The organism is Sphingomonas sp. JUb134, assembly GCF_004341505.2.
Taxonomy (GTDB): Bacteria; Pseudomonadota; Alphaproteobacteria; order Sphingomonadales; family Sphingomonadaceae; genus Sphingomonas.
The window spans coordinates 99,834-124,443 of record NZ_SLYP02000003.1; the positions used below are offsets into that span (position 1 = coordinate 99,834).

Here is a 24,610-nt window from a genome sequence, read left to right on the forward strand (position 1 = left end):
GAGCGAAAGGCGGGATACCCGTGGCGACGATCGCGACGGGGCGAGTGCTTCATCGCGTGCACGCCGCGACGGTCGCGGCCAAATGGTATGGCCGCAAGGACGCGACCTGGCGTTGGGACGATCCGGACGGCAAATTCGGTGTGCTCTATTTGGGCAAGACGCTCGTCGGCCCCTTTGCGGAGACCTTGCTGAGGAGGCCGACGGACCGGGATGTCCTTTGGGATCAGGTCGCCAGGAGACGCGCTGCAAGCTTCTCCGCAACGCGACCGATCCGGCTGGCGAAGGTCCACGGACCGGGTCTCGGCTGGTTTAGAACGACCACCGCCGGAGTCTCGGCCGACTTCGATCCGGTGGATAATCCTGGCGCGTATGCGGTGCCGCAGCGGATCTCAGCGGAAATCTACAGCACCACCAGCCTCGATGGTATCCAGTACCGATCGCGGTTCGACAACGATGAGCTTTGCATCGCGCTGTTCGATCGGGCCGACGCGGCAATCTCCTTGGACACGGAGGGTGTCGCCATCGCCAAGGACTGGACCCGGACTGTGCTCGGCGATCGCGGCTATACGCTGATCGAACTCTAAAACTTCGAAGCTGCCCGGGCCGCTTACGGCGCGATGCCGCTCGCAGGCCGGTCAAATGGTCCGGCCAACCAAGAGCTCAGATATTCGGCGACCATCGCGAGAAAATGCTCGCGCTGATCAGGCTTGGCGATCGTGAACCTCTCCAGCGGCCAAGCCAGAAGCCGGTCGAACGGGCGCGGATGGATAGCGAATCGCGAGGCGAGCGGAACTTCCAGCTCGGCCGCCGCCGCGGCGAACAGGGCCCGCTGGACGTGGCCATTGCCGTCGAGAAAGGGGTGGATCTTCCCAAACCAGCAGAAGAGGTGGGTCAAGGTCAGGAGCTGAACATAAGGCGTGGCAGCTCGTGCCGGGACCAGTTCGCGCCGAACCTCGGAAAGCATGAAATCGAGCGCGGCAGTGACCTTCTGAGGTTCCTCGAATGCGAAGCTCTTCTTGAGATCGAAAATTTGCGGGGCGCCCATGCGCCGTCCCTCGAGCGAGGTGCCGACCGTGCCCCGATAGGTGCCAGCATATTCGGTGTAACCGGACGGCGTGAACTCGGCAAACAAGGCTCGATGCAGGTCACGCGGGTCGGTCAGAATGGACATCCGATAGGTGGGGTCGGCGAGGATACGCTGCTGAAGCTCGGCGCATGCCCGCGTCATTGCCGCATCATAGTCCGGCATGGCGTAGGCCTGCCATTCTGGCGCCACGCCGCTCGGCGTCATAAGAACTCCTCGCCGGCATGATCGTCGAAGATCGCCGCATCGCGGACATAGCCCGCGACTGTGTCGAGCGACTTGTGCCGCGAATGGTCCTTCATCTTGAACAGGTTCGCACGCTTGGCGGCCGCCTCGGTCAGGAACCCCGCGCGCAGCGAATGTCCGGAGAAAAGGGTCGGATCTAGCCCGGCCGTCGACGCGCAGACTTTGACAAGACGGGCCACGGTCTTGTCAGTGATCGGGTCCACTGTGAGCGCGTCACCCCGTGTCAGCCGACGGAACACGGGGCCAGTCCGCGGCTTGCCGGTCGAGGGATCTAGACCCTGCAGATCGGCAGCCTGAAGCCAGTCGGTGAGAAGAGCCACGGGCCGGATGCGGCGGCCCTCGGGGATCGCGATCTCCTGGCCTTCAGCCTCCTGATCGCCTTTCGAGCGGGGGATGGTGATCCGCACGCCGGACGTCTCGAAGGCGAGATCGGGGAGTTGCATCGCCGCGATCTCGGAGCGGCGGAACGCGCCTGCCATGCCGACCGCGAGAATCGCCCGGTCGCGCCTTGCCCGCAGGCCTGTGCCCTGGATCGTCGCGAGCATGGCGGTGAGCACGTCCGCCGCCGCCGGCGTCTTCTGGTCCTTCTTCCGGGAATATTTGCGGCGCACGCCTGCCATCATCTGGGCGATGACGCCGGCGGCGTCCCGCGCGCTGGGCGACGCGAGACCTGCCTCCTTGTGATGATGGTTGATCGCTGCGATCCGTCGGCCGATCGTGACCGGAGCAATGCCGGCGTCGGCCTCGACATGCGCGAACAGGGCAACGATGTCGGGGTGCGCGGGCAGCGCTTCGACATTGCGCGCGTCGCAGAAGTCGCAGAACCGCTCCCAATCCGAGGCATAGGCTTTCTGGGTCGAACCGGCCTTGGCCGTGGCAAGCGTATCGCGCGCGCCTTCGATCTCGGCGAGCAGGTCGGCCGGCAGGTTGGTCGAGATCGGAAGCAGGTCGCGGGCCATCGCGTGAAGCCTAGCGGCGCCCTCTCCCGAAGCCAATTCCTATGTCCGAGAATCGCGTTTATCGGACATAGCGCTTCTTGCGATGGCCATGTGTAGGTTTTCCTGAAATGGTGGACGGCATCTGCCCGGCGGCACGCTCCCGAAATAGCGGATTTGCATCTAAATTGGTGGACGTCAGAGTCTTCGCCTTACGCTCGACCTGCCATCGGCATCAGTCGGCGCTCATGGGATCAGATGTAGTGCCGGAACGGCAGCGGCGGTGCGGTAACGGTATGAGGCGACGCCATCAGGATCTCACCCACCCGGTCGGCGAACTTGAGCGTCACGGGTAGGGCGCTCGCAAAATCGCAGGCGTTATAGTTTACCTTGGTGAGCGCAAGGATGTCGCCGAGCACCTCTACAATGTCCCCTTCGCCATGCGTCACGTCGACGGTGAGCGGCTTGGGTGTCTCGAACCCTTGATACCCTGCCAGCCGCGGCACGAACCCCCGCGCCCAAAGGTAACCTGACCAGTCACCCACGGTAAGGGCTGTGCCGCGCAGGACCGGTGTCGACGCAGAGGGGCGGAACAGCCGAACATCATCGAGCTGCTTGATCCTGACTCCTACCAGCTGTGTTTCAGTGGGCACTGCGCTGCAAAAGCCGTCCCACTCATCGTGGGAAAAGCGGTGACGGCCATGGATGAACAGCTGGTTCGGTGGCTTGCCGTGCTTGAGCTTATAGCCCTCGACCACCGAGGTCATCAAATTCGCCGCCGCGCTCCTCGACAGGTGATATTCCTTGCACTCGTCAGAGTACCAGGGGCCAAGGGCGCCGCGAAATACGAGACCGTCGCCTGAGTTGAGGAACATCTGCGCGGCGCAACAGGCCTCGCCCGTTGCCGCAGGCGTGTCGTCGTTCTTAAACACCAGTCCGACGTAGCAAACGCCAGGGCGGACATGGGCCAGCGCCCACGGCTTGGCGTCCATCTTGAAGTAGAGCGTGGTGCAGAAGTTCCAGGCAACCGTGGCCTCGTCCTGGAGGCCGCGCCGGCGGTCGTTGGTGATGTTGAGGTTGCGGTCGACCAGCGTGCTTTCGAGGATCAGCTGGAGGACGACGCCGTCCTGCAGCAACTCGGCTTTCAACTGGTGGTGGAAATTGCTCGAGAACAGGTAGGTTTCGGCATCCCGCACCGTGTCTGGGAACAGGTCGCCGCCCATCTGGAAGAAGCGTTTGGCGTCCTTGAAGCTCGTGATGTCAGAGGGAGTGCGCTCGTCTCTGGGCGGTGGTGCTACCTGGGGACGTCCGTAGCGATAGACGACGTCCGGAACGACAACGAGCCAGACGTCGGGACGGCGCTCCTCGGCGCGGATGTGCGCGCGGATCGCGTCGGCGAACAGCAGCACCGTGGATCGGACCGCGTCGGCGCGATTGTTCTTCTTGATGCAATGATCGATGTCGCCGCTCTTGAGCGCTAGCTCGACCATGCCGCGGGTTGGCAGCGCGATGCCGAAGCAGGCCTCGAAGCCTGGCCATGCGGGTGCCCATAGAACGGGCTTGCCCTTCGCATCGACCTTGCCGGGGATATGTAGGCTGATCCGCTCTAACCAGCGGCGGGATAGGCCGACGCCGCTCTCCGTCCCGATGACGCCCAAGCGCACCTGGGAGCGGCCATCGGGGCCTTCGAGCGGCCCGAAGAGGAAGAGCCCATCTTTGGCGCTTCCATCTGCTGCCCGTGACCGAACTCGAGCAAAGGTTCGGCGATGCGATGCGTGAGAATGCTCATGCGTCGGCCTCCTCCGGCATCTCATCCCGGTCGAAAGCCGTTTCGAAGTCCTCTGACAGGGTTATCTGGCCGGATTCGTCTTCCTCGACTCGGCGGTCCTCTTCCGCGGCGAAGCTGACTGGGAAGTCGAAGCTCATCGGTAGGCTGGCAACCGCAAGGCGCTCACCGGACGCGGCAATGTCTAGGGTCGGATCACCTTCGGCAAGCCACCCCATCGCGGCGAGCAGCATGTCGCGCCATTTGTCGTTGAACCAAGACCGCGTGAGGCGCAACCGGATACGCTGCAGCTGTTCACCCGGGAGCGGGGTTCGGCCATCGGTCGTCACCGCGACATTGGCATGGACCCGGAAGAGAGCATCCGGCCAGAGCTTGGGTTGAGCGACAAGGCACAGATGCCAGCGCCGATCCTTGAACTTGCCGCTCAGGACCCGGTCGACCCGATGTCCGTCGCTCAGCGTCAGCTTCACTCTTCCGTCGATGAGTCCGTCGGGGAAGAAGCGGCCGCGGGCGCCCGAGGCGAAATCGACAGGAAGTAGCCCGAGACGATGCATGGCCAGGTCCCAGTGCTGACGCATCAAATTGACGGCGATCCGCCGTGCATTGGAACGCTCACCGAAGTGGCGGCTATAGGTACCGTCGATCACGCCGTTGAATGGCAAGCTGGCGCGCGCCTTCAAAGGCGGAGCGCCGTTGTCGAGACGCTCGATAGCATCGGGTCCGCAGAAGGCGATCGCGCCTCCATCGTGCAGTACATGGGGAACACGTGTGAACTGGCTCCAGGCTTCCAGCTGCGCAGTCGTTCCCTTCGCCTCCAGGATCCAGACGTCAGGCCTCGCCCGGAGTTCGAACCAGTTGCTGTAGAGCGTCTCGGGACTTGAAGTGACCAGCTTTCGACCGTCCTCTTGGGCAGCGACGATCATCGCAAGCTGCTCGGCGTCCGGATGCTCGACCTTTGGCACACGTGAGGAGTCGAGCGTTTCGAACAGGGGCTGAAGGCAGGCAGCCCAGTTAGGGAACGCATTGTGTGCGTTCTGGCGGAGGATCTCCGTCGGGAAATCGCCGAAATCCACGTCGGCGATTCGGATCGGAATCATAAATTCCGCATCGCCGAGCTTGCGACGCATGACGTCGCCGAGGGCGAGTTCCTTCTTTACGCCTTGCTTGCCGATGTGCTCGGACACGACGACGATCTGCTTGATCGCCTCGTGCCGCAGCACGTGCTCGATCTTGTCCCAGAAATCGTCGCCACCCCGAAGCGCGCGAACGTCGACCCAGACCTTGTACCCGGCAGTGGTCAAGCGACCTGCGAGCCACCGCGCGAACCGGTTATCCTCGGGGTTGGCGTGCGTGATCAGAATGGTGTCGCGCACCAGTGTCGGAACGGTTGTCATGCGTGTCCCCGTCTGCAGCGTACCGTACCCAAAAGCACGAATATGGGCCTACTACGCCAGAGGGCGCACGTTGGTGATGGTAATGCCGACATCCGCGCTCGCCAGCGGGCCGTCCGTCGTGAACATCTGCGCTTGCAGATCGATCGCCAAAGCAAGGCATGCCCGGTCGCCAAGCGAAAGACCAAGTGCCTTCGTCGACGGCCGGAGGTCGCCTATGATGAGCGCCTGGGCAGGGGAGAGCGGCCGAACATCGAGGTGCAACCCGCCGAGCGCCTCACGCACCTCGTCCAGCGACAGGCCACGCTCCCGCAGCTTGGACACGACCTCGGCCAGGTTTGCCGTTCCGATGACACTGCGGGTCAGCACGTCGACTACCCGATCAGCCCCGGGCTCGTCGTTCAGAAGGCAGAGCAGGGCGGAGGCGTCGAGTACGACCTTGCTACTCACGCTCCGCCTCACGCCGGCGTTCGGCAATCAGCTCGTCAGCCAGGCCGACGCCTTCGGGCACATACTTGCGAAGGATCGCGCGAGCCCGCTCTAACGCTCTCGGTACGGACCGTACCCGCAACTCGCCATCGTCCACATCGACGAGAACGGTGTCACCTGTGGTGATCCCGAGCTCACGGCGCATTGCCGCCGGGATCACGAGCTTGCCACCATCCACGATCTTGACCCTCTGTGCTTCCATCTGCACTGAACTCGCTTGGCTGACCCAATCACCAGACCTTACCGGATGTCGGCGCTGACGGATAGCGCAAAGCAGGACCCTTCAACGGGTTTAGTGATTGGTGGCCGTTCATATCTGCGCGTGGTAGCTACTTAGGCCTGACTAGCTGAGCTAGGCTCGACAGGATCGGCGCTTGCTATTCCGAGCCGGATGCCGCAGCGGTGGCTCACATGGGTATACCCAAGTGCGCCGGGCGGGAGTAGGGAGCAGATGGCAGGCAGCGAGGTGAGGGCAGCGCGGGTGTACCTCCGTGTGAGCACGGATGAGCAGGACCTGACGCGGCAGGAGAGCATCGTGGCCGGCGCGCGGGCGGCCGGCTTCTACATCGCAGCGGTGTACCGGGAGAAGGCGTCGGGTGCGCGGCCCGACCGTCCGGAGCTGCTGCGAATGGTGGCGGATTTGCAGCCGGGCGAGGTCGTGGTGGCGGAGAAGATAGACCGCATCAGCCGCCTGCCGCTGCCGGAAGCGGAGCTGCTGGTTGAGACGATCCGCGGCCGGGGAGCTCGGCTGGCAGTGCCGGGCATCGTGGATCTCAGCGACTTAGTGGCCGACAGCGCGGGTGTCGCGCGCATTGTGCTGGAAGCGGTGCAGGACATGCTGCTGCGCGTGGCATTGCAGACGGCGCGCGACGATTACGAGACCAGGCGCGAGCGGCAACGCGAGGGGATTGAGATCGCCAGGCGGGCGGGGCGCTACACCGGCCGCAAGCCGGACCTCGCCCACCATCGCCGCATCGTGAGCCTACGCGAGGCCGGCATGAGCATCGCAAAGACGGCCGAACTTGCCGGGTGCAGCATTGCCCACGTCAAGCGGGTGACCGCCCTGCACCGCGCCAGGAAGGCTCTGGCGGTGCCGACCTCGTGAACGAGCCGAGCTTGTCCGCATCGCGCAACCTTCCTTGCTGATGGCCTTGCAATCATCGGTATGGGAAGAATTCCGATAGATCGGGAAGGCGACTAGGTCGGTTGCCATCGGTGGAAACGTGGGGCTACCCGCTGGACGAACCTTTCAACTCGATACCCCGGATCGCGCGCTGGGCGGCAAGATGACGGACTACCCGTTCGCGGGTGTGGAATGGTTCGAGGTCAAGCGCTTGCAGAAGCTCTGCGCCGATCAGGGAGGCGCTCAGCGCCGGCGTAACGACGCTCTCGATGATGGTGGGCAACTCCGACTCGGTGAACGCCGAGCCTTCCTGCTGGTCGGCCGCGATCTCGCGGGAGAGACGTGCTAATCGCTCGAATAGTGGCCGCAGAAGCGTACTGCCAGAGGCCGAGAGGAAACCGATAAGTCTGCCGACGCCGGTTTCCTCGAACACATCGAACACGAGATCGACCAGATCTGCCTCGTCGATCGTCCCGGCCTTCAACGCACATGTGCCGTTTCGCACGCCGAACAGCAGCTGCTCGATCAGCACGTCCGCCACCGCCGCCTGAAGGTTGGCGGCGGTGCCGAAGTGATGGGTCATGCTTCCGTGCGCCATGCCAAGCGCTGCGGCTACGGCCTGGAGCGTGATCGCGGCGGGTCCATCCTCGACGAGGATCTTCCGGGCTGCAGCGATCGCCTCGGCGCGACGCTCGTCCGGATGTCGCCGACGACGTCGCGGGGAGGTCATCCCTATTGTCATGAATGACAATATGCGCTAGGGTTTGATCCTTGTCAACGATGCCGTGGGGGACGGATCAGATGCCCGACGGCGGCAAAGGCCACTTCTGCACATTCCAGGTGGTCGCCTCGGACATCGATCACATGGGGCACGTGAACAACACGGTCTATCTGCGGTGGGTCCAGGACGCGGTGACGGCCTTCTGGACGCAGAACGCTCCTGGCGATCTGGTGCACTCGGTCGCATGGATCGCCCTGAAGCACGAGATCAGTTATCGTTGCCCTGCCTTTCTCGAGGAGCGTGTCGACGTTCAGATGCTTCTGGAACGCGTCGTCGGCGCAAAGGCGTTCTTCGATGCCACGGTACGACGTGGCGAGACCGTGCTGGCCGAGGTCAGGAGCGTGTGGTGCAGCGTCGATGTCACCTCGCTTCGGCCGGTTCGGCTCGCTCGGAGCGCGCGCAATCTGTTCTTGAGCGGATCGGAGGCGACCGCATGATGCGTCGCCCTGCATGGCAAACTGCCCCAATCGCTGCTCTGCTTTGCGCCACGACGGCGCATGCCCAGAACCAAAGCGAGAAGGCCACGCAGGAACTGAGCTTCGATGCTGCCCTGGCGCGGATCGATGACTCCTCGCCTGGGCTGTCGGGCGAGGATCATGCCGTCCGGGCAAGCGAGTTGATCGCCGGGGCCACCCGAAGCCTGAACCGTCCGGTGGTCACCACGTCGGCAAGCGTCATCGAGTACCAGAAGACCTTGTCGCTCGACCTGACCGGACCGAAGGACAATGCCGCAGCCGCCGCGATGAACTTCCTGTCGCAATTGCCCGGCGAGTTCCCCGCGGGATTGCAGCAGGTGGTCGGTGAGGTGAGCCAGCGGTTGGGTGCCGCCCTGCCGACGATCTTCGGCGCGATCCCGGACACGCTCCAGTATCAGGCACGCGACACCGTCTTCCGGCCGGCGATCACCGCTGCCATGCCGCTCTACACGGGCGGTGCAATCCCGGCGATCCAGGCGGGTGCGGACGGCGCGGTGGAGGTGGCCCGCGCCAGGCGGGCGGGTGGTCGCGACCTGTCTCGCGTCGGGTTGGTCCGCACCTATTTCGGTCAGCAGGTGGCCGCCCAGCTAACCCGGTCGACGCGCGAGACGCTCGCGGGGTTCGATCGGCATCTGTCGGATGCCGTGAAGCTCGAGCAGAACGGGGTCATTCCCCATGCGCGCGTCCTCCAGGTCCAGGTCGCCCGCGACGCCGCCGAACGCGCCTTCATTCGCGCGCAACTCGAGGAAGCGACTGCTGCCGACGCGCTGTCGCGGTTGCTGGACCGACCCGCCGGCGTCAGCGCATCGACGCCGCTGTTCGTCAACTCGCAGCCACTGCCTCCCGTCGGCACATTCCTGGAGGGCATAGACGCGACGCCCCGGGCCCGCGGCGCCGACGCAGCGCGTGACATCGCCAGCGCGGGGGTCGGCCTGGCGAAATCGCGCTACCGCCCGCAAGCCTTCGCGTTCGGCAGCTACAACGCCAATCGCGACAATGCGCTGCCCACGGAACCGGACTGGGTCGCAGGGGTCACCCTGCGCTACACCCTGCTGTCCAACTTTGACCGCAGGAAGTCGCTCGACGCGGCGCGTGAACGGGAGCGAGCGGCGGCAGATGCGGCAGCCCAGGCGCGCAAGGATGTCGCAGGCGAGATCGTCCGGGCCTGGAACCTGGTCGAGACGGCTCGCCGATCCTTTCTGCTGCTCGACAGCAATCTGGCGGCAGCGCGGGAGAACCTCAGGGTTCAGCGCATCTCCTTCAGAGAGGGCGAGACGCCATCCTCCTCGCTGGTCGATGCCGAGGCCACGCTTGCGACCACGCAGACCCAGCGGATCGCGGCAGCCTATGAATATGATCTGGCCCTCGCCGGGTTGCTCGCGGCCAGTCACCGCGTTGACGACTTCACCACCTATCTGGCCCGCGCCGATAGACGTCTGGGGGATGATAAGTGAGCGAGGGATCAGCCACCCGGACGAAGCGACGCGCGCGACCGATCGCGATCCTCGTCGCTATGGTCGTCGTCGCCGTCGTCGCGGCGGGCCTCTGGCTGGCGAGCCGTCCGGCACCTGAGCAGCTGCAGGGTATGGTCGATGCGGACGAGGTCAATGTCGGCACCAAGGCGCTGGCGCGCGTCGAGCGTCTGATTGCGGAGGAAGGCCAGCGCGTGCAAGCGGGCACGCTGCTTGCCACCCTGTCCAGCCCGGAGATCGCCGGCAGCCAGGCGCAGGCGCAGGGCGCTCTCGACGCCGCGCGCGCGGTCGCGTCTGAAACCAATGAGGGCGCGCGGACCGAGGATGTCGCGACGCTGCGTTCGACATGGCAGGCCGCTCAGGCGGCAGCGGATCTTGCTGCCGTCACGAGCCGTCGCACCGCCAACCTCTACGCCGAAGGCGTGGTCGCTGCCCAACGCCGGGACGAGGCGGCTGCGGCGCGAGACAGCAGCGCGCGCAATGCCGAAGCCGCCCGCCAGCAGTATCTGAAGGCGTTGGCAGGCGCGCGTCCGCAGAACAAGCAGGCCGTCAACGCTCAGGTCCGGATCGCCGAGGCCGGGCTGCGAACCGCCACGGCACTTGAGCAGGAAACGCGGCTGGTCTCACCGATCGCCGGCGAGGTGGCGCGCAAGCTGGTCCAGCCCGGCGAGGTCGTCAGTCCCGTCATCCCGGCCTATCAGGTCATCGACATCGACCACCCGTGGATCGCGCTCAACCTGCGGGAGGATCACTATCGCGGCCTCAGTGTCGGCACGATACTGCACGGCCATATTCCAGCGCTGGGGCGCGATGCCGACTTCAAGGTCTACCTCATCGCGCCAAGGGGGGACTTTGCGACCTGGCGCGCGACGCGCGAGGCATCAGGCTATGACGTGCGCACCTTCGAGGTCCGGCTGCATCCGGTTACGCCGATTGCAAAGTTGCGCCCGGGAATGAGCGTCCTGTTCGACTGGCCGCAATGAGCGCGTTCCGGCAGGCTCTCACGCTTGAGCTGCGTCATCTGCGTCACGACCACTGGGACTTGGCGGGGCTGACGCTGGTGCCCGGCATCCTGATCTTCATCGTCGCCGCCATTTTTTGGCAGGGGCCGATGCGTCAGCTGCCGCTGGCCGTTGTGGATAGTGACGGCAGCACCGCTAGCCGGGCCATCATCCGCGCGCTCGACGCATCACCGCTCGTTCATCTCACGGCGCTCTATCCGGGCGAGGTCGAGGCCGTTCGTGCGGTCCGCGCGGGCAACGTCATGGGTTTCGTGCATATTCCCGCTGGTCTTGGCGAGAGCGTCGCGCGTCATCGCGAACCGGTCATCCGCATCCTGTACAACGGCAGCTTCCTGAGCGCCGGTGGACAGGTGTCCCGTGCCGCCGCCGAAGCAGTCCGCGAGGCCATCCCGGAGATTGCCGCGAACCAACTCATGAACCATGCCGTGCCGGCCAGCCGTGTCCGTCGGCTCGCCGTCGAGGCGACGCCGCTCGGCAACGCGCCGTCCAGTTTCGAATGGTTCCTGGGCCTGCTGATCTTCCCGGCGGTTCTCCACCTCGTGGCCGCCTGCGTCTGTGCGATGGCGATCGGCCGCGAGTTGCGGGACGGGTCGCTGTCCGACTGGGCATCAGCCAGCGGCAGGGTTGCGCCGGCTCTGGCGGGCAAGATGCTGCCCTATGTCGCCGCCGTCAGCCTGTGGGGGGTCGTCTGGCTCCTTTATCTCACTCTGGCGCGCGGATGGCGCATCGAGGGAAGCGTGCCGCTGATCGCATTCGGGCAGACGCTGTTCTACGCGGCGACCGCGGCGATTGCGGCCCTGCTCGTCGCGGTGACACGCGAAACCGCGACCGCTCTGTCGGCGAGCGCCGTCTATGCCGGTTCGGCGCTTGCCTATTCGGGCGCGACGTTGCCGCTGAACGGCGCCAACGCCTTTGCCCACATCTGGAGCAACGTGCTGCCGCTGACCCATTATGTCGCTCTCCAGATGGGTGAGGTCAATGGCCAGTCGGTTGCGGCAATGGTCGCTCCGGCCATGACGCTGGCAGCCTATGTCGTCATCGCCTGGGCCGGATCGGTCGCTCTGATCATGGCGAGGTCGCGCGGGGCATGAGCTTCGATTCCGCCTTCCTCACGACGTGGCGCACCATTCTGACGTCGCGCACGCTGCTCAGCACGACGCTGCTCGCCGTCGTCCTCTACGCATTCTACTATCCTGCGCCCTACGCGCACGAAGCTGCCCAGAAGCTGCCCGTCGTCGTGGTTGACCAGGATGACAGCGCCCTCAGTCGAGCGATGATCGTCGACCTGGACGCCACGCGCGCCATCCGGGTTGCCGAGGTCGTCCCGAACGTGACCACGGCCAGGCAGATCATGCGAACCGGCAAGGCTGACGGGATCATCCTCATCTCCGATGATCTGGAGCGTCAGCTTCGCACCGGAACGCCCGGCTCCGGCGTCGCCTTGTGGGTCAATGCAACCTACCTCCTGCGCGCCAGCACCATCGGCGAAGCAGTAACGGCTGTCATCCAGAACATCGCCACGTCACGGCTGATCTCCGGGAACCAACTCAGTCGCAGCGGGCTGCCCGTCGCGGTCACCACCGAACCGTTGTTCAATCGGACAGGTGGTTACAAGGGCTATGTCTTTCCGGCGGTGGCGGTGATCATCGTTCAACAAACGCTGCTCTTCGGCGCCGCTACCTTCATGGGCGGACGACGCCGCTCGGGCGCATGGCGGATGGGTGTCGCGGAGTTCTGGGGAACGCTGGCGGCGTTCACGTCGGTGGGCATCCTGGGATGCTATTTCCTGTTCGGGTTCATCTTCTGGCTCCAGGCTGTGCCCGTCGATGGCAACATTGCCGGCATGATGGTGATGGTCCCTCTCTTCGCCACGGCGGTTGCTGCCCTGGGGCTGCTCGTCGGTAGCGTGTTCGATTGCGCCGAACGGGCGACCTACATCCTGGCACCGACCTCGGTGCCGTTCTTCTTCCTTACCGGGACCGCCTATCCGCTCGATCAGATGCCGCGCTTCATCGCCGCTCTCTCTCACTTGATCCCGTCCACCGCCGGCGTCCACACGTTCGTCCCGTTGAACCAGATGCATGCGAGCCTGGGCGAGGTCACGATCCCGGCCCTGACCCTTGCAAGCCTCGCCATTGGCTATGCCATGCTAGCGTATTCACGCCTCGTCGGCTTCGGCGCGAGGGTCGGGACGTCTGGCGCCAATGCTTGACGGGAGGACATGATGGCCGATCGACCGCTGCGGCCAGCGTCTCCACAGTTCTTCATGACTACGGCGGCGCGCGGCTACCATATCCGGGCAGCCACTGCTCGTGTCGAGAGCACTGGAAAGCCAAGGGCCGCATCTCGGCCTGGGGAACCTCAGATAGAGGGCGCTGACGGCCTACGTGTCGGCTCTCAGCTACAAAACGATAGATGTGATGCAGCGGCCAGCACGATGTTGGATTGTTGGAACCGCTCTCCCGTTCCACACCCCCAAACGGTACAGTCGGCGCGAGAGAGGTCTTTCAACAGGTTCCGAGCGGTTATGACACCAATGTGGTCGGTCCCGACAGCAAACTGTCAGTATTATGAAGCTTGAAGGATCGGCGCGGGGCCTTGTCCAGGCTTTGGAGGCAGATGATACGGATGCACCCTGGCAGCTTCTTCGACCGGATCGTTGTCTGGTCATTCAATCGCCCGCTTCGGGCCCCGGCTCAATACCTGCTCGCCGCTGTGGCGATCATCGGTGTTGGCGTGGCACGCATCCTGTTCGTACCCGACACGCTGCCGTGGCTCCCATTTATTCCGGCGACGATTGCTATTGCCCTGATCCTCGGCAAGTGTCCGGGATTGTTCGCGGCTATTCTGTCGGCGACTACCGGCATCGTCTCACTAGGATCCGTAACGGACTCGACCTGGGTGCCTCGCCAGCAGTGGGTTGCCGCCTCATTATTCCTGGTCGTTATGATCGGGCTCGTCATGCTGACGGCCGAGTTGCGCGACTCCCTGCGCCGGGGACATCGACTTAACGAGGAGTTGGTCGAGCGCGAGCGGCAAACTGTGGAGCGGGAAAGCTTCCTGTCGGGCGTGCTGGCCAGTTCTACCGATTGCATCACGGTGCTTGACCCTGACGGGTGCTTGACCTTCATGAGCCAAGGCGGCCAGCGCGTTATGGAGGTGAGCGACTTCAACGCCATCGTCGGCTGTCGCTGGACGGATTTCTGGCACGATGCCGACAACGCGGACGCGGTCGCCGCGATCGAGGCAGCGCGCCGCGGCGAGACACGCAGCTTCATCGGCCGGTCCGGCACCCGGAAGGGCACGATGAGGTGGTGGCACGTCGCGGTTAGCCCTATCCCCGGCCCCAACGGACTTCCAGACCGCATCCTCGCAGTCTCGCGCGATATTACCGACGCGCGAGAAAGCGAGGAGGAGCGTGACCGCTTCGTGCGGCTGGCCGAGAACAGTCCTGATTTCGTCGGTATGGCGCACCTGGACGGAAGCGTGTTTTACATTAACGACGCAGGACGTCGGCTTGTCGGATTGGAAGATGCCGACATTACCCGGCTCGCCATTTCCGACCTCGTCCCACCCGACCAGGTTGAGACTGTCACGAGCGAAGCGCTGCCGGCGGTCGCCTGCGACGGCCATTGGGCGGGAGAACTGTGCTTCCGTCATTTCGAGACGGGCGAACTGATTCCGGTCCTCTACTCGGTTTTCCCGCTCCTTGGCGCGAAAGGCGAGCTGAGCGGCTACGGCACTGTAACGCACGACTATCGCCAAATGAAGCGGAACGAGAATGACCTTCGCTTCCTGAACGGCGAACTGGCACACCGCCTCAAGAACGTGCTGGCCGTTGTTCAATCGATCGCTCAGCAAACGCTCCGCAACTCACCCGATACTGCGGTCGCTTCGGCCAGGCTCGGGGCGCGGCTGGTAGCGCTCGGCTCTGCCACGGACGTGCTCACCAGCGCCTCGTGGCGATCGGCCGACCTGCGCGAGTTGGCGACGCGCGCACTCGCACCCCACGGCGCGATTGGCGAGCGCATCCTGATCGATGGCCCGCCCGTCATGCTCAAGCCGGAGGTCACGGTGGCGTTCGCACTGGCGCTGCACGAATTGGCGACGAACGCCGTCAAATACGGTGCACTTTCCAACGGTGACGGCACCGTGACGCTCTCCTGGAAGGTCGATGGCGCTGGCAGCGATGCCGGCTTTGATCTTGTCTGGCGGGAGCAGGGCGGTCCGCCCGTATCGCTACCTGAGCGGAAGGGCTTTGGCTCGGTGCTGATCGAACGCTCACTTCGCTCATATTTCCGCGGCAAGGCCGCGACCGACTTCCGTCCGGACGGTTTGGTGTTCGAGCTTCAAGCGCGGCTCGGAGATGCCGCTATCGTGACCGGAGATTGAATGGGCCAAGGCACATTGGTCGGCAGCAAGATAATCCTGATCGTAGAGGACGAGGCGCGGGTCTGCTTTGGTCTTGTGGATGCTTCGCGGAGGCCGGCTGGCGCGTGTTCGACGCCGACGATGGCGAAAAGGCTCTCGCCGTTCTGCCAAAATCGATGGATGGCCGGTTCACTATGTGCGCGGCCGTTTCTCTCCGACCGTCTTGTTCGAGTGTCGAGCAATGTGGCTATGCGCCGTAAAGAAATGCCGAAGCATGCCATTCTCCTATCAAAGCCACTCGACCAACACCAGTTTACTGCACCGGCTAGTAAGACCGACGTCTCGACCATGTAGTGCCCTGATCCGCTGTATCGTTCATGAACAAAGAGGCGTGTAATCGCTACTGCGGACTCACGAGGCCTCTGGTGACAACGCTCTGGTCCTCAAGAACACTTGCGGCATTCTTCAGAATGCCGGATTTCAACGCTGAACCCAGTCGCCGACGCGGAGGCATGTCGATCCTGAAAAGACAATGCGACCGCCGGACTTTCAGAATGGCGTAGTTCGATAGCGCGTAAGCAGCGCACCGTCATCCCGAGGACAGGTTGAATTCCCTAAGGAGCTTCTCGACTTCTGTGCCCTCCAGCTTGCTCATCGCTAGCTTGCGCAGGAAAGCCGGACCCGGTAACTCGATGTGCTTCCCATCGCGCAGAGGGGTAATGGCGCCAAGCAGCGTGCGAATGTCATAGGTCGAGTTGAATACCTCGGGCACGCCGCGCTCGACGTTCATGAGCGTGTAGACGGCCTCCATCGGCGTTCTCACCGAATATTCGGTCGTAAAGATGCAATCGCGTTGCTTGGACTCGGCGAATTGGCCGATGAAGGCGAAATTCACTGCCCCTTCCGGAACCACGTCCGGGCGGTCGCCGGCCTGACGTGGCATAAAAAATGCGGTGATATAGGGCATCATCGTCGGAACCGTATTGGCGCCAATTGCGGCGAGCTCCGGGATTTCCTCGACCGGCACGCCAAGGTGATAGAGCCACTCTTGGGTGATCTCCTCGCCGGTGCACTCCTGCATCGGCTTCTTCACATAGTCGCCGGGGCAATCCACGAAGAGCGCATAGAACCAAGCGATCATCTGGTCCTTGGGCTGCTTTTTAAAATGCGGCTGCCGGTGGACCGTCCAGCTCAGCAGCCATGCAGAATCCTTCGCCGTGACGATGCCGGCCGAGACGATCTTGCCGGTGAAGGGGTTACGCTTGGTGATCTTCTCGACGTACCGCGCGATCCGGGGATCGCGCGCGGTTATCGATGCCGATGCCCATTTCGTCTCAGGAATATGGGCACCGAACACATCCGGGCGTCCGAAGGCCGGGTCCTTCGCCGCGATGCGCCGCCACAGATCCCAAGCCGGCGCCGGTCCCTCGTTTAGTTCCGCCGGGGTGTGGTGATCGCCATTGTTCGAGTTTTCGGTCAGCGAGCCGATGGTGATGAAGACGAGATCGTCGGGGCCAAGATCGACGCCGCCTTCCTCGCCCTTCTCCCTCCAGTGAATTCGGGTCGCTTCCTTGTGGCCTTCCCGGATGTCGAAATCCACATCCGTCACCTCAACGCCGTAGCGGAACTGAACGCCGTGATCGGTCAGCCATTTAACCAGCGGCAGCACCATGGACTCGTACTGGTTGTAGCGATTGAACTTCAACGAAGAGAAGTCCGCGAGATGAGCGATATGGTGGATAAAACGGTGAATGTAGAGCTTCATCTCGAGGGCGGAGTGCCACTCTTCGAAGGCGAACATGGTGCGCCAATAGAGCCAGAAGTTGCTTTCGAAAAAGTCCTTGCTGAAGACCTCGTTGATCCGCTTGTTCTCCATCTCTTCGCGCGATGCCAGGAAGACCGAGATCAGGTCCTTTTGCGCCCGGGCGCTCAGCGTCAGCAGATGCTTGTCCGGCACGTCCTGGCCCTGGTTCTGGGTCACGCGCTGCAAGGAGATGTTCGGATCATCCTTGTTGAGCCGGTAGAATTCGTCGAGGACGCTGGCATCCTCGATCTCCAACGACGGGATCGAACGGTAGAGATCCCACAGGCATTCAAAATGCTCCTCCATCTCGCGGCCGCCGCGGATGACGAAGCCCTTCTCCGGCACGTCGAGACCATCGAGTGCGCCACCGGGAAGATCCAGCTCTTCAAGAATGGTGATGCGCTCGCCAGCAACACCGCCGTCGCGGATCAGGAAGGCCGCGCCCGCCAGTCCGGCCAGCCCGGAGCCGACGAACCATGCCGTCTTCCTGTCAGCGCCATCCGGCTTGCGGGGGCGGACGAAAGCTTCATAGTTTCCGCTGCTGTAATGCATGGCAAGCTCCTTCTAACGCCCCCGACGGCGGGGATCTGACTTCGCCTGGCTACGAAGCACCGTCGCGCTGAGCCTTTCCGTTTCGATCAATCGTTTCCCTGCGGACGCGCATAGCAGAGGTTGCAAAGAAAGGGAACCACACGGTTCCCTTGTGTGTTGTTAGTTGCTAATCTCTTCGAGCACGTTGGGTCGAAGCGCACTTGAACAAGGTCAGCAAGCGAGGTCAGGGTTGAAAGCACCGCTTCTCTATTCGTCCGACATCGAGACGATCGCCGAGGATGAAGAGCGCCTGACGGCCGAGATCGTCGAGCAGATGGCGGCCGGCAACCGCTGCGCTTTCGAGCATCACCGTCACGCGATCCGCGACGCGCATGCCAAGTCACATGCCGTCCTGAAGGGCACATTGACGGTTCACGACGATCTGGCGCCGGAACTGCGGCAGGGTATCTTCGTGCGCCCAGCCACGTATGGTGTGGTCGCACGGCTGTCCTCGGCACCCAGCGACATTCATTCGGACGCGATCCCTGCGCCGCGAGGCTTCGCGATCAAGGTGATCGGCGTCGAAGGAGAGCGGTTGTCGCCCGATATCGGGGGCGCCAACCAGGATTTCCTGATGGTGAACTTTCCCGTCCTCGCCTTTGGCACCATCGCCAAATACAAGCTGATGCTGAGCCTTCTCGAGGCGAATGCGCATGCGCCCGACACCTTCCAGCGGCTGATCGCGGGCACTGCGCGGGGTGCCAAGAAGACAGTGGAGGCGTTGGGGATGACGCCGGGGGCGACACTCGAAGGTTTGGCGCGCGACAACCATCATCCGCTCGGCGAGAGCTACCATACGCAAGGTGCTATCCGCTTCGGTGACCATGTCGCCAAGCTGGCGCTGTCCCCAGCTTCCGATAACGTCCGGGCCTTGACGGGACAGCCGGTGGGCAAGACGGATTTCTCCACGATGCGGGATGTTATGGTGGAGCATTTCGCCGGCCAGGGCGCGGAATATGCCCTGTCGGCGCAGTTCTGCACCGATCTGGCGGAGATGCCGGTCGAGGATGCGGCGGTACGCTGGGACGAGAAGGTGTCGCCGCATCGCCCGATCGCGACGCTGCGGTTCGCAGCGCAGGACGCTTACGCCCCGGCACGCCAGGTGTATGGCGACGACGTCCTGTCTTTCAATCCATGGAACGGCGTAGAGGCGCACCGCCCACTCGGCCAGATCATGCGCATCCGCCGGGCGGCTTACGAACGCTCCACCAGCTACCGCCATCGGATGAACGCGCGCCCCCGGATCGAGCCTGACCGGCTCGATGACATTCCCGATTGAACAAGCAGGAGGTCGTGATGACCACAGACAACAAGGACCCGCGCCTCGCGGATGAGAGCAAGCTTCAGGAAATCCGTCGCCGGGTGGAGGAAGTCGCCGCCGATGCACCCCACCTCGCCAAGATCGCGCTCGAGGCGATGATCCGCAAACATAATCCGGACCTGAAGGGCAGCGCCCGGTCGGCCGGCCGCGCCGGCAAGCAATCCGGCAACGTGTCCGAACTCACCGCCATCGCGACGCTCAAGCCGGGCGGCGCGGAGCGCCTGCGACGGATCTTCGATCTCACCGCCGGCAACATGGACGGCGCCCAGCGCGTCTCCACCCTGCACGACATGCGCTTCGTCTTTTTCGACGATGATACGCGCATCCTGTTCGCGACCGCTTACGACGGCGACTGGGACGCCTACATCAATGACTTTGCGACCAAGATCCCCGAACTCATGGACCTTCTGTTCGCCAACGTCGAAGGCTGGCCGGGGATCGACAGCCCCAAGGTGAAGGATTTCATCGCCGACCACCAGATCGACGCTGCCGGCTGGTTCGTTGCCAATCCGCAGGTGACGGTGGTCGACGTACGCCGCTTCCAGCGAATGGAGAAGGCGCTCAACGTGTTCCTCGATGCAGAGGCCGCCAACATGGGCATCGACCCGACGACCAAGGCGGCGCTCGACCAACTTACAGACGCCATCTCCAAGCCGGAAGGGGTGGATTACTGACATGAGCGTTCTGGCGAACCTGAAGGCGCGCTTCAGCCGGGAGCGGGTCAAGCTGCAGCTCGACGACATCCAGGCCCTGATCCTGCGATCGCGGCCCGAGCCCTATGTCGGCCTGCACGCGATGCTGCACGTCGATGAGGCGGAAGGCGGTCGCGATCTCGTCCGCCGGCTCGCGCCGCACATCCCCTCGGCCCACGATTGGACGGACGACATGGACGCTTGGACCGGCGTCGCGATCAGCCATGCCGGCCTGAAGGCGCTGGGCGTGCCAGAGGCATCGCTGAAGAGCTTTCCCCTCCCGTTTCAACAGGGCATGGCCGCCCGAGCCGAGCAATTGCGCGACTTCGGCGAAAACGCACCCGACCGGTGGGAAGATGCCTTTCGGCCCGGCACCTGCCATATCGCGCTGACGATTTATGCCCGCGACGAAGCCGCGCTTGAAAAGGCGATCGAAGTTGCCATGACCGAGTTGGAAGCCTCGCATGGTGTCACGCTCGTCGGCACGCACAGCTTCGGGGCGGATGCCGATGCCAAGAATCCTTTCGGATTTCGCGACTCCATCTCGCAGCCGACAGTGGCGGGCGGCGGGGTGGACCCGCGGGGCGACGAGCGCGCGATCGCGGCGGGCGAGTTCATCCTGGGCGAAAACAGCGAGACCGGCGCGCCAGTCGCAATGCCCGAACCGGCCCCGCTCGGTCGCAACGGATCGTTCGTGGTCCTGCGCAAATATCAGAGCGCGGTTGGCGCCTTCAACGATTTCATCCGCGCAAACGCCGACAGCGAAGCCGACCAGGAGAAGCTGGCGGCCAAGATGTTCGGCCGCTGGCGCAGCGGCGCGCCGCTGATCCTGGCACCGGATCATGACGACGAGGCGCTGGGGGCGGATCGATCACGCAACAACGACTTCAATTTCGCGGAAGATCCCAAGGGACTGGTCTGTCCGCATTCAGCGCACATGCGCCGTCTGAACCCGCGCGACAGCCAGTTGACGATCCTGACCGACGTTAACATCCACCGCATCATCCGGCGCTCTTCCACCTTCGGCCCCAAGTGGACTCCGGACGTGACGGCGGCCGGCGATGCGAAAGGCGATCGCGGCATCTTCTTCATCTTCATCAGCGCGCGGGCGTACGATACGATCGAGTTCCTCCAGCAGGAATGGATCAACCGGGGTAACTTCATCGATCTTGGTACCGAGAGAGATCCGATCGTCGCACTGCACGAGGAGCCGGGGACCTTCACCATTCCGCATGAGCCGGCGCGAACGCGCGTCAACGGCGTGACCACCTTCAACCGTCTGATGGGCGGCGAATATCTCTTCATGCCGTCGCTGACGGCGCTCCGGTGGATCGGTGAAGCAGGCTGGCGCTGAACCGTCCGGCGGGCCCGGGGGGCGCTCGCAATACCGTTCGCATCGGCATGCCATCACCGTTTCGGCGGACGCGATCGACGAACTGGGCCACGTCAACAATGCTGTGTACCTGCAGTGGGTGCAGCAGGCGATAACCGCGTACTGGCGCGCGGTGGCGAGGAAGGAAGATGTCGACCGGCTTCGCTGGATCGTCGCTAGTCACGAGATCTTCTATCGAAAACCGGCCTATCACCGCGATAGTCTCATCGCGACGGTTCAGATTATGAAGCACACAGCGTGGCGAGCATGGTTCTCGACGCATATCGGCAGGGACGGCGAGACGGTCGCCGAGGTGCACTCGACGCTATGCTGTCTCGACGCGAGCTCGGGTCAACTCGTCCGCATCACTCCGGATCTGGCGCAGCCGTTCTGCCTGTAACAGGTCCGAACCTTTAAGGGGGCGGTTATCCCTCGCGAGCGGTTTTAATTGGATGTTGCGTGGCAGCCCACGAGCAGACGGCGCTCATGCTCAGCCTCTCGGCGGCGTCGGAACGGCTCGAGCGGTCGTCGCCGACGCCGACCAGGGGGTGGATGATTGGGTCTGCTGAAGGCCGAGGAAACGTCGCGAAGATCAGGGCGACCCGCAGCGCCACCGGCGGAGATGGGGAACGAGTGCTTCGCTGACCCGGTCCGCCGCTTCCTCCAGGAGCCAGTGCGACGCGCCCTGGAGCGGCAGGAAGCGGTAATCCGATAGGACGAAGTCCTTGGTCGCGTCGGCGGCGCGGCGGCCGAGCGCCTGATCCTCGGAGCCCCATATGAACAGGGTCGGGACCTGGACTGGGCCGGTGATCGCGTGCAAATCGAGCGCACGATACCAGTTCAGGCCGGCGGTGAGCGCACCGGGCACTTCCCAGCGCCGCACGTAGGTCTCGAGCCTCTCGGACGGCAGCTTGCCCCGGTAGGCGCCGCGCAGGGCGGCCGCGTTCTTCCGGAGCAGCAGTCGTTCGGCGATGTGGAACGGCATGCGGAAAAGGGATATGTAGCGCGACTTCCGCCGCTGATCGGGATCGGTACGCCTGGCGTCGAGCAGGGCATCGACGTGAGGGGTGGACAACACCGTGAGCGACAGGAGGCGCTCACGATGCGCGACGGCGAGCTTCCAGGCGACAATGCCACCCCAATCGTGGCTCACCAGATGGAATCGCTGCGCGCCGAGGGCATCGGCTACCGCCAGTGCGTCGTCGATCAGCTCGGATGTGCGGTAGCTATCGACGCCCAGGGGGCGCGCGCCGGGCGAGTAGCCCCGCTGATCGAAGGCGACGGCTCTGAAGCCGGCCCGGCTGACAGCGGCGATGATGTCTACCCACGCGTCCGCAAATTCGGGAAAGCCGTGGAGGAACAGCACCAGTTCGCCGTCTTCCGGGCCGCAAGTGATCGCATCGAAACGCATTCCGCGGACAGAAAACGGAAGGGGCGCGGTCTGTAGGTCGTGGATCAGCATGCGTTGTTGTCCTCGGCCGCGCGGAAGAGTTCTTGCCACCGCGCAAGATCGCGTCGCGCATCTCGGACGAAGGCCGAACGGCGGATCAGGCTAAGGAACAGATCGGCGATCCAGCCTGCCACGCGCGCCATCGGCCGGCGGAATTGCAGCAGCAGCACGATGCGCACCTCGTCCGTGTCGTTCCAGATCTCGTGCGGGTAGGTGTCGTCGAATACCAGTGCCTGGCCGTCCGCCCAGTGCAGCGTCTCGCTTGCCACCAACATTCGACATCCGTCCTGCCGACCGGGCACGGCGAGTCCGATATGGCAGGTCAGCAGCCCCTTGGTGACACCCTTGTGGCGGGGAATGTGAGCGCCCGGCGCAAGGATTGAGAAGAAGGCACTGTTGAGGCCGGGTACGGCGCCGATCAGCCGGCTGGTCGCAGGGCAGCGCCGACGATTTTCCTCGATCGACTGTCCATAGCCGACAAGGAAGAACGATCGCCAGAGACCATCGGCCGCGATCCGGGCATGATCGGGCGAGATGGCGTTTAACGGCGGCACCGCCTCGCGATGGGCGCATACGATGGTCGCCTCATGCGCAATGTTGCGCCACTCGCTCCGCAACAGGTGCACCCAGGGGAAATCGGCCGGATCATGCACCGGCCCGTTGCCGACCAGCGATCCACGCGTGACGATCGCATTGACTATCGGGCGCAGTTTCTTGCCCAGGCGCAGCGTAATCGGCCGCTTGGGCATGCTCGCCGCGCCAACGGAGGACCGCGCCCGGCCTAGACCGGGCGCGAGCGCGTTACTGATCACCGGCCAGCGCCGCGGGAAGGAGTGCCTTTCCGGCGGTGAGTTCCTGCTCTTCCTGCTGCGCCGCGCCGATGGCGATCTGCTTCAGCGCGGGATCGGTGCCATCCTCGGCATAGCCCTTGTACACCGACCAGGCACGGTCCTGCACCTGAATAGCCTGGGTAAGGAACAGGTTGTCGAAGCTGCCGCGCGGCGCCTTCTGCAACAGGCTGAGCAGCGAGGCTCGATCGGACGACAGCGCACTCGACGGCGTCCTGATCGTGCGCTGGTTGTCGCGAAGCGACGCAAGGAGCGACTTCTGGAGAGTGCGGTTCTCGTCCAGCACGCGCTTAGCATACGCCTTCACATCGTCGCGCTGCGCCTTGGAAAGAGCCATTTCGGACGCCTTGATCGCATAGGTATTGGCATCGGACGCTGCTGCAACGAAGGAGGGGGCACTCTGGCCCGCAATCGGGGGGGTGGTCTGCGCCGACACCGCTGTGACGGAAACGGCAAGGGCACTGGTCGCCAGGATCAACTTCAACATCGATCTTCCTCAAGCTAAAAGAACGGGGGTCAATCATTGCGCAACTGACCGCCCCAGAATGCGCAAGGGAACCGGACGGTTCCGTTAATCTCTTACCTCCCCGCAAAGATTTAGCGTAGGTGTGGATTGTGAAGTCGGGTGAGCGGCTGAAACTTGAGGTGACGGAAGGAATGGCCGCGATGGCCGGTGAGAAGGCGATACTGAAACGCCAACGCGGCCGGATAGGCAGGCCGAGTGCAGAAGAGGCGGCCAGTCTGGAAGAAAGGATCCTCTCCGCCACCTGGGACTTGCTGCTCGCAAAGGGCGCCGGCGAACTCTCGGTCGAACGGATAGCGCGTGCGGCAGCTGTTAGCAAAAAGACGATCTACACGCGATTCCATGACCGCAGTGATCTTTTGATGCGCCTTCTGCAGCGCAAGCTGGAACTGGAAGAAGACGGACTTCATGAGGACGTGCATGTGGACGACTTTCGCGCCGCGTTCTGCAGCGTTGGGAGGCGTATCCTAACCTTCTTGATCAGTTCGGAGCGTCAGGCGATTGCTGCGGTGCTGACGGAACTACCGGACGCGCGTCATGACGCCTGGACCTCTACCTATGCTGTCGGTCTGCGCGCGATTGACGCCTTACTAGCACATCCGGGTGCCGCGATCGCGCTAGCGCATACCGATTTGACGACCTTTCGTCACGCATTCTTGCACTGTTTGATCGGCCGGGCGGAGAACGTGCTGCGCGCTCCTGAAACAGATCAGTCTACGAGCGAGGATTGGATGAAGGCATTGGCAGAGCTATTCTTACGGTATGGTCCAGTATAGTAGTCGTTCGTGCATTATGACTGCTAAGCGGTGCCTCTTCGAGTCTCTCCTCGGAAT

General features: G+C 63.7%; 25 protein-coding genes. 14 read left to right on the plus strand and 11 right to left on the minus strand.

What is annotated here, in order from left to right:
- The first annotated feature begins 20 nt into the window (after positions 1-20).
- The gene (locus EDF69_RS18735; protein WP_237364581.1) at positions 21-584 is read left to right on the plus strand and encodes an RES family NAD+ phosphorylase; all 564 of its coding nucleotides are present in this window, start codon (positions 21-23) and stop codon (positions 582-584) included.
- Between the two features lie 23 nt (positions 585-607).
- Here EDF69_RS18735 and EDF69_RS18740 read toward each other — a convergent pair whose 3' ends face one another.
- From EDF69_RS18740 to EDF69_RS18765, 6 genes are all read right to left on the minus strand, one after another.
- Positions 608-1,291: a Fic family protein gene (locus EDF69_RS18740; protein WP_237364580.1), complete on the minus strand. Its 684-nt coding sequence runs from the start codon at positions 1,289-1,291 to the stop codon at positions 608-610.
- Positions 1,288-2,289, minus strand: a complete 1,002-nt coding sequence (locus EDF69_RS18745; RefSeq protein ID WP_100239917.1) for a site-specific integrase — start codon at positions 2,287-2,289, stop codon at positions 1,288-1,290. The genes EDF69_RS18740 and EDF69_RS18745 overlap by 4 nt, the downstream gene beginning before the upstream one ends.
- Positions 2,290-2,519: 230 nt before the next feature.
- Positions 2,520-3,923, minus strand: a complete 1,404-nt coding sequence (locus EDF69_RS18750) for a hypothetical protein (RefSeq protein WP_204991470.1) — start codon at positions 3,921-3,923, stop codon at positions 2,520-2,522.
- 127 nt (positions 3,924-4,050) lie between these two features.
- Positions 4,051-5,445 carry a toll/interleukin-1 receptor domain-containing protein gene (locus EDF69_RS18755; protein WP_132884465.1) on the minus strand — a complete coding sequence of 465 codons (1,395 nt, stop codon included), beginning with the start codon at positions 5,443-5,445 and terminating at the stop codon, positions 4,051-4,053.
- A gap of 51 nt (positions 5,446-5,496) precedes the next feature.
- Positions 5,497-5,892 (minus strand): type II toxin-antitoxin system VapC family toxin, encoded by a 396-nt coding sequence (locus EDF69_RS18760; protein WP_046408755.1) that lies wholly within the window; start codon positions 5,890-5,892, stop codon positions 5,497-5,499.
- A complete protein-coding gene (locus tag EDF69_RS18765; protein WP_046408754.1) occupies positions 5,885-6,133 on the minus strand; it encodes an AbrB/MazE/SpoVT family DNA-binding domain-containing protein in 249 nt (82 codons plus the stop codon). The genes EDF69_RS18760 and EDF69_RS18765 overlap by 8 nt, the downstream gene beginning before the upstream one ends.
- A 249-nt stretch (positions 6,134-6,382) precedes the next feature.
- Between EDF69_RS18765 and EDF69_RS18770 the strand changes: the two genes are divergently transcribed.
- Positions 6,383-7,036: a recombinase family protein gene (locus EDF69_RS18770; protein ID WP_165890084.1), complete on the plus strand. Its 654-nt coding sequence runs from the start codon at positions 6,383-6,385 to the stop codon at positions 7,034-7,036.
- Positions 7,037-7,160: 124 nt separating this feature from the next.
- Here the strand turns inward: EDF69_RS18770 and EDF69_RS18775 are convergent, their stop codons facing one another.
- Positions 7,161-7,712, minus strand: coding sequence for a hypothetical protein (locus EDF69_RS18775; RefSeq protein ID WP_425336700.1), 552 nt, complete (start codon positions 7,710-7,712; stop codon positions 7,161-7,163).
- On the opposite strand from EDF69_RS18775, the gene EDF69_RS19750 reads away from it, so the two are divergent.
- The 7 genes from EDF69_RS19750 to EDF69_RS18805 all read left to right on the plus strand — a co-directional run bounded on the left by EDF69_RS19750 (position 7,644) and on the right by EDF69_RS18805 (position 15,197).
- Positions 7,644-7,802, plus strand: a complete 159-nt coding sequence (locus tag EDF69_RS19750) for a hypothetical protein (RefSeq protein WP_239556280.1) — start codon at positions 7,644-7,646, stop codon at positions 7,800-7,802. The genes EDF69_RS18775 and EDF69_RS19750 overlap by 69 nt on opposite strands.
- 53 nt (positions 7,803-7,855) lie before the next feature.
- Positions 7,856-8,272 (plus strand): acyl-CoA thioesterase, encoded by a 417-nt coding sequence (locus EDF69_RS18780; protein ID WP_132884463.1) that lies wholly within the window; start codon positions 7,856-7,858, stop codon positions 8,270-8,272.
- A complete protein-coding gene (locus EDF69_RS18785) occupies positions 8,269-9,765 on the plus strand; it encodes a TolC family protein (RefSeq protein WP_239556283.1) in 1,497 nt (498 codons plus the stop codon). Before EDF69_RS18780 ends, EDF69_RS18785 begins: the two co-directional genes overlap by 4 nt.
- The gene (locus tag EDF69_RS18790; RefSeq protein WP_339539020.1) at positions 9,762-10,766 is read left to right on the plus strand and encodes an HlyD family secretion protein; all 1,005 of its coding nucleotides are present in this window, start codon (positions 9,762-9,764) and stop codon (positions 10,764-10,766) included. Before EDF69_RS18785 ends, EDF69_RS18790 begins: the two co-directional genes overlap by 4 nt.
- Positions 10,763-11,896, plus strand: a complete 1,134-nt coding sequence (locus EDF69_RS18795) for an ABC transporter permease (protein ID WP_132884462.1) — start codon at positions 10,763-10,765, stop codon at positions 11,894-11,896. Before EDF69_RS18790 ends, EDF69_RS18795 begins: the two co-directional genes overlap by 4 nt.
- Positions 11,893-13,017: an ABC transporter permease gene (locus EDF69_RS18800; RefSeq protein ID WP_132884461.1), complete on the plus strand. Its 1,125-nt coding sequence runs from the start codon at positions 11,893-11,895 to the stop codon at positions 13,015-13,017. Before EDF69_RS18795 ends, EDF69_RS18800 begins: the two co-directional genes overlap by 4 nt.
- Positions 13,018-13,433: 416 nt before the next feature.
- On the plus strand, positions 13,434-15,197 hold the full coding sequence (locus EDF69_RS18805; RefSeq protein WP_239556286.1) for a PAS domain-containing protein: 1,764 nt from the start codon (positions 13,434-13,436) through the stop codon (positions 15,195-15,197).
- Between the two features lie 568 nt (positions 15,198-15,765).
- Here EDF69_RS18805 and EDF69_RS18810 read toward each other — a convergent pair.
- Entirely contained in the window at positions 15,766-17,532 is a 1,767-nt protein-coding gene (locus EDF69_RS18810; RefSeq protein ID WP_132884460.1) for an oleate hydratase, read from the minus strand.
- A gap of 229 nt (positions 17,533-17,761) precedes the next feature.
- Here EDF69_RS18810 and EDF69_RS18815 point away from each other — a divergent pair, with 229 nt between their 5' ends.
- From EDF69_RS18815 to EDF69_RS18830, 4 genes are read left to right on the plus strand one after another with little or no spacing between them, the layout of a single operon-like run.
- Positions 17,762-18,850 carry a catalase family protein gene (locus EDF69_RS18815; protein ID WP_239556289.1) on the plus strand — a complete coding sequence of 363 codons (1,089 nt, stop codon included), beginning with the start codon at positions 17,762-17,764 and terminating at the stop codon, positions 18,848-18,850.
- Positions 18,851-18,867: 17 nt separating this feature from the next.
- A complete protein-coding gene (locus EDF69_RS18820; RefSeq protein WP_125944062.1) occupies positions 18,868-19,566 on the plus strand; it encodes a hypothetical protein in 699 nt (232 codons plus the stop codon).
- A 1-nt stretch (position 19,567) separates the two neighbouring features.
- Positions 19,568-20,938: a Dyp-type peroxidase gene (locus EDF69_RS18825; RefSeq protein WP_125962484.1), complete on the plus strand. Its 1,371-nt coding sequence runs from the start codon at positions 19,568-19,570 to the stop codon at positions 20,936-20,938.
- Positions 20,919-21,356 carry a thioesterase family protein gene (locus EDF69_RS18830; protein ID WP_132884459.1) on the plus strand — a complete coding sequence of 146 codons (438 nt, stop codon included), beginning with the start codon at positions 20,919-20,921 and terminating at the stop codon, positions 21,354-21,356. Before EDF69_RS18825 ends, EDF69_RS18830 begins: the two co-directional genes overlap by 20 nt.
- A gap of 192 nt (positions 21,357-21,548) precedes the next feature.
- Here EDF69_RS18830 and EDF69_RS18835 read toward each other — a convergent pair whose 3' ends face one another.
- Genes EDF69_RS18835 through EDF69_RS18845 form a run of 3 tightly spaced genes read right to left on the minus strand, consistent with a single transcriptional unit; the run spans position 21,549 to position 23,741 of the window.
- Positions 21,549-22,418 carry an alpha/beta fold hydrolase gene (locus EDF69_RS18835; protein WP_132884458.1) on the minus strand — a complete coding sequence of 290 codons (870 nt, stop codon included), beginning with the start codon at positions 22,416-22,418 and terminating at the stop codon, positions 21,549-21,551.
- On the minus strand, positions 22,412-23,155 hold the full coding sequence (locus tag EDF69_RS18840) for an aspartyl/asparaginyl beta-hydroxylase domain-containing protein (protein ID WP_125962481.1): 744 nt from the start codon (positions 23,153-23,155) through the stop codon (positions 22,412-22,414). Before EDF69_RS18840 ends, EDF69_RS18835 begins: the two co-directional genes overlap by 7 nt.
- A 52-nt stretch (positions 23,156-23,207) precedes the next feature.
- The gene (locus tag EDF69_RS18845) at positions 23,208-23,741 is read right to left on the minus strand and encodes a DUF4142 domain-containing protein (RefSeq protein WP_125962480.1); all 534 of its coding nucleotides are present in this window, start codon (positions 23,739-23,741) and stop codon (positions 23,208-23,210) included.
- A 119-nt stretch (positions 23,742-23,860) separates the two neighbouring features.
- Here EDF69_RS18845 and EDF69_RS18850 point away from each other — a divergent pair, with 119 nt between their 5' ends.
- Positions 23,861-24,553: a TetR family transcriptional regulator gene (locus EDF69_RS18850; protein WP_204991471.1), complete on the plus strand. Its 693-nt coding sequence runs from the start codon at positions 23,861-23,863 to the stop codon at positions 24,551-24,553.
- Positions 24,554-24,610: the final 57 nt, after the last annotated feature.